Below are 5,110 nucleotides of genomic sequence, written 5' to 3'. Positions count from 1 at the left end.
CACCCGCCGAACACGAGGCGCTACACGCGATGACCCACCCGGTCACCGCAACCCTGAAAACCAGATAATCCAGTCTCCATCAAACCCGGGGCTTGACATCGCCTGGTATGCCGCCAAGCTGGGCTCGGTCCTCGCCGGCCTTGCCGCCGACCGTGACTCCGGGTTAGCCAATGCGCTGATGTACGGCATCCGGTTCACCGCCGACCAGCACCGGGACACCTGCGGCCTCAGCCGACCTGGTACACCTTCGGCGGCGACGGCCATGCTCAGGCTCAAGGACACCGCGTTGGAGTACCTGGTGCTGGGTGATGTCACAGTGCTCATCGACACGGCCGACGGCATCCAGGTCATCACCGACGGCCGTGTGGACAAGACTGCTCGCGCCGAACGCGAGGAAGCCGATCGGCACCCGTTCGGGTCGGCCGAGAAGCAGGCCGCGTTGCTGCGGATGAAGCACGCCGAGCTGGCCGCCCGTAGCCATCCCGGCGGGTACTGGGTGGCAGCAGCGGATCCGTTCGAGGCCCAGAACGCCATTACCGGCGAAGTCCCGCTCGACACCGTCCGACGAGTCCCCGTGCTCACCGACGGAGCCGCCCGCCTGGTGGCCCTGTTCGGTCTGCTCGACTTGCCCGATGCGCTCGACGTCCTAGGGCAGAACGGCCCGACCGAGCTGATCCGCCGGGTACGCGCTATCGAGGCCGCCGACCCGTCCTGCATGAAATGGGCACGCAACAAGCGCAGCGACGACGCCACCGCCGTTTACGCCGCCTGAGCAGCCATTTCGCAGCACCGGCCGGCTGCGGGCGATGTCGGGTCTCAGGACCTGCGCCAACAGCCGGCAGCTGATCAGCCTTGACACCCGTTCGCACACTGTAGGCATGAAGCCCGTCCCGCGTCGGCTGGCGAGATCGATGGGTAGCACCAGAGAGCGGGTGATCCAGCGGCACGACAGGATTCGTCGCAGCAGTCCACCGCAGCGGCAACGTCGCGAACTTGCGCCCGCAGCACCTGGCGCAGCTGACACCCGGAGGCCCTCATGGGCGCTGATCCTCGCCACGGTCGCGGTACTCAGCGGCACGCTCGCATTCGTGTTGCCCTGGGAGCCTTTTCGGGTCGGTAGCCGAGACTCCTGGGTGTGGTTCGAACTGGACGAACGGATCCGGCAGGAGGCTGCGGCGCGTAGCGAGCCGCTGGCGAACATCGTCCTCGACGTCACTGCCATCAACCCGCTCGAGCGCAAGCTGGATGTCACGATACGAGCGCGGTTCTACCAGCACGACTTCTTCCATCGCCTAGTGGATGGTGAAGGCAAGCAGTTCAGGTTGCCGGTCGGGCCGATCACGGACCCCAGCTATCCCCGCATGCGGCTGACGATCTTCCCGGACTTCTTCGCCGAGCCCACCTATGTGTCGATCCCCATCTCTGGAAGCGAGGACGACACCGAGATGAGGGCCTCGATTGACCTGAGTGCCGCTCCGCAGGCGTTTCCCAACGACGTCTACGCCCTGTCAACCGCGTCGGCCATCCTGGAGTTGCCAGCGGGCATCTCATACCGAGTCGGCGACGGTGCCACAGCCCGCCTAGTGCAGCAGCTGAGCTTCGGAATCGCGCTCTCCCAAGGCGACAAGCTCGTGGACTGGACCGTTGAACCGGGGTACGCCATTAGCAGACCGAGCGAGGGCTTCGCGCAGATCGCCGACCTCTCGGGCTCCGTCCGGCGACCGACGGAGTACACCATCTCCGTGTACTCCATCGCAGCGGCACCGCTGCTGCTCGGGATTGCCGCCGCTGCCGAGAACTGGCGCCGTCGCCGCGAGTCGCCGCGATCCTCGCCATCACTGGAACTCGCCGCCGCGCTGCTTGCCATGCTGCCACTGCGGCAGGTGCTCGTGCCGTCCGACATTCCCGGCCTTACCCGACTGGATCGCCTGCTGGCGGTCGAGGTCGTCGCGATCGTCGCGATGATCGTGCTACCGGCGGCGCTCGGGCGCTCCTCGCCGATTCGGGCAACTGCCGATTCCCCTGCTCCTCGTTGATGACCGAGGTCAAGGGAACTCAGTCGCTTGGGGAGGAGTTGGTACTCACCCGAAACGAAGTATGCCACAACCAACTGGCTGACGGCTGCGACGCCGGACACGCACTCTCATCGTTGCAGACGTCCAGCTTCGACGCTCTCCAGTCGTCGAAGCCCTCGGCGGGGTCGGCCGCTGCATCTGGCCACGGATGATTGCCATCGAGGCGCTCACTCCGACCAAGTACGCCTACCGGCTCGTCTGAGGATGGGCCAGGCTCAAGTGCAAACGGAGCCCTGCCAGGTCGCCACCTCCAGTGGAGTCCCGAACATCGGCCGACGGAATAGGATCGCTCTATGACGCTTGTCTTTTCATGGGTGCGGAACTCCTCCCCCGACGTGCGAGAAATGGTGATGGCAAGCGACAGTCGCCTCTCTGGGGGAGGCGCTCGCTGGGACTGCTGCCCCAAGATCCTATCCCTCCCACGTTCGGATGCTGTCCTGGCATTTGCTGGAATTACTGACATTGCCTATCCGGCAATGCTTCAAGTTCAGCGAGCAGTCGAGGCAAGTCCTGCGGTCACCAGTCGACGATACGACATAACGCAATTGGCGGACATTGTGGAAAATGTCCTAAACCAAATGCTGGACATTAGGGTGGTCGACAGGGCGCTACTTGAATCGGCGCACTTGGAAAAGAGCGCGACGATGTTCATTCTCGGAGGCTGGTCTTGGCGATACCAGCAGTTCCAGATTTGGAAGTACGTTTTCAGTAGAAAGGAAAGAAGGTACGTTCGTTCCAAGAGAGAGCCGTACCGGGAGGACCAACCGAGTGTGCAGCTCCAAATTGGAGGCGATGTAACAGGAGAAGCTCTCCGCGAGTTCAACCTCCTCCGTGCCAGGCTGGGCCTTACGATGGACGACCCGCTAGACATGGAGCCCTTTGAAGTCCTACGAGACATGATTCGAAGTAGGAAGTATCCGACGGTCGGAGGGGCTCCGCAAGTGGTGAAGGTGTATCGCCATATGAATGCGGATTTTTTCGGAGTGATCTGGCGTAGCGAGCCGCGTGGGGAGGCGGCGGCGACTTACGGTGGTCGACCGCTTCTCGACTACGAGAAGCAGTTGTTCCCCCTTATCGATGCCGACAGTCCATCGGATCATGCTAGGGCGAAGGCGCTGGCCCAGGCGAAGCGAACGAAGCGCCGAAGTGGGGTGCCAACGCAGGCCCGTCACGATGAGTCGCAACACTAGCTTTGGGGCGATAGCCGGCAGGCGAGCTTATCTAGTTGGAAGTCTTCGCCATTTTCGGGGAGGTAATGCTGGAAGCACTAGCCTTGCCCGAGGGGAGCCGGCGCAGAGTTACGTCGAGCGAGGCAGGCTGATCGGACTGGAGGTAGGCAATCGCACGGTATATCAGGCGAGGGTCTTCTCGGAGCATTCCCAAACCCGAATTGCAGGTTGAACAGAGCAAACCGCGCACGCACCGTCCGCAGGCCTTTTTCGGCCTGTACGGGCAACAGGCGTGATCGTGGTCGACGACCAGGTCTCGACCGTCGGGTGGCTTGCGGCAGATTGCGCAGGCGCCATCTTGGGCCTCCAACAAGGCCTCGTATCTCCTGCCCGATATGTTGTACTTGAGCTCGATGTTCCGACGATTGACGCACTTTTTGCAGCGAGGATCGAGCCCGTCGGAAACAAGCCTTTGCGGCCCAAATTCAGTCTCGGGTTTCCACGTTCCGCAGGCGCTGCATTGTTTCCTCCCTAACTCGTCACGCAACCCGACCGCCGTCTTCGAGCGGCGAGTGGGGCGCAGTGATGCCAGTTTTCGTCCGTCCGCAACGCGTTTACGCTGCTGCTGGGAGTGGCCGTTGCACAGAGCAGCTGACCGCATGGGCTTTTCACACCCAGGAAAGCTGCACGTCGGCCGCCGGATCTCTGGACAAAACCGGCAGCGACGCAGTTCCCCTTCGGGCGTGCGGGACCGGCGCCTTCCGCAATTAGTGCAATCATCTCCGTCCCAAAGGGGGTCGCCAATTGCATACCACCGCGTGTAATGCTTGTGGCATAGACCCAAACTGCGTTGAGGGGAGGTGCACCCGTCGAGCTTGCAATCGGGCCTATTCATGAGAATGCTTCCAGCTTCGTCGCCGGCGTGCCCTGTGCATAGGCCGCGGCCCGGCGAAGGGTTTCCACGTTCTCGTTAAACATTCCGATTGCCGCGTTGCACGTCTGGCACAGTAGCCCCCGGATGCATTCTCCGCAGGACTTGCTTTTCTCCGGACAGCATGAGTGGCGATGGTCCACCACGAGAAGCCGGCCGGGCTCCGGCGGCTCTTGGCAAATTGCACACTTGCCCCCCTGTTCGGCAAGCATCTGCCTATAATGAGCGACGGATATCCTATAGTTTCTCATTCGACTAATTAGGGCGTTGCAGGGGCGACACCTCAGGTCGAGGCCGTCAGAGAACTGCGCAGTCGTTCGAAACATGGCCACCTCTAGCCATGAATCGCAGTCTTGGCAGTATTTCCTCCCATCGGCGTCCCGTATGGAAAGAGATGCGCTCGAACGCTTGGGACGCAGCGCCCTGAGTTGCCTGCCCCGACTCTTCTGGTTGTTATGTCCTGTGCAGAGCGTGGCAGACTCGCGCGGTCGCCCGCAGCCCTCAACTATGCACGCAGCCCGTGGCAGACGGCGGCAAGAGGCCCGACGACAGCGATGGGGATTGCCGTCCCTGGTCGTACGAACCGGGTTGCCGCAGTTGGGACATGCGTTAGCTCCGCGAGGTGTCTCGCGACCCATAGGGAGTTTCATGCCAGCGGCTCCTGCGATCCCGGTAGCTGCTGTCCGCCCGTCCTTGGATGCGGACCGAATCCGGAGTCTAAGGGGGAGGTACGACGAAAACTGCTGCCGGTCGGCGTCCGGGTGGAAAGGTGTCGGCTCGACAGCGGGGTTGCATCCCGTGACGTGGTGTCGAGCGTGAGTCTCTGCTCCTTGTTCAGTGAGCCGTTTTCATCCTGAGTAGCGGCTGGTCTCGACGCGGTGCAGGACGAGGATGGCCTGCACGATCGCCGTGGCGCGGCGGGGACAGCAACGCAG

5 protein-coding genes and 1 pseudogene are annotated in these 5,110 nt (G+C 62.6%); 3 read left to right on the top strand and 3 right to left on the bottom strand.

The genetic code is table 11. The features are described 5' to 3' along the window. The 3 genes from SM452_RS30165 to SM452_RS30155 all read left to right on the top strand — a co-directional run. The coding region (locus tag SM452_RS30165) for a hypothetical protein (protein WP_463841200.1) at positions 1–772 on the top strand (772 nt) is incomplete at its 5' end. 361 nt (positions 773–1,133) lie between these two features. Beyond that, positions 1,134–2,036, top strand: coding sequence for a hypothetical protein (locus SM452_RS30160; protein ID WP_463841199.1), 903 nt, complete (start codon positions 1,134–1,136; stop codon positions 2,034–2,036). A gap of 332 nt (positions 2,037–2,368) precedes the next feature. After that, positions 2,369–3,265: a hypothetical protein gene (locus SM452_RS30155; RefSeq protein WP_157539006.1), complete on the top strand. Its 897-nt coding sequence runs from the start codon at positions 2,369–2,371 to the stop codon at positions 3,263–3,265. Between the two features lie 31 nt (positions 3,266–3,296). Here SM452_RS30155 and SM452_RS30150 read toward each other — a convergent pair whose 3' ends face one another. The 3 genes and pseudogenes from SM452_RS30150 to SM452_RS30140 all read right to left on the bottom strand — a co-directional run. Next, positions 3,297–3,905: an endonuclease VII domain-containing protein gene (locus SM452_RS30150; RefSeq protein WP_463841198.1), complete on the bottom strand. Its 609-nt coding sequence runs from the start codon at positions 3,903–3,905 to the stop codon at positions 3,297–3,299. A gap of 230 nt (positions 3,906–4,135) precedes the next feature. Continuing rightward, the gene (locus tag SM452_RS30145; protein ID WP_082930976.1) at positions 4,136–4,426 is read right to left on the bottom strand and encodes an endonuclease VII domain-containing protein; all 291 of its coding nucleotides are present in this window, start codon (positions 4,424–4,426) and stop codon (positions 4,136–4,138) included. 597 nt (positions 4,427–5,023) lie between these two features. Continuing rightward, positions 5,024–5,110 (bottom strand): annotated as a pseudogene (locus tag SM452_RS30140) (IS5/IS1182 family transposase); the annotation flags it as partial.

The organism is Micromonospora sp. SYSU B005 (assembly GCF_055362685.1).
This window is presented reverse-complemented; position numbering and strand designations above follow the sequence as displayed.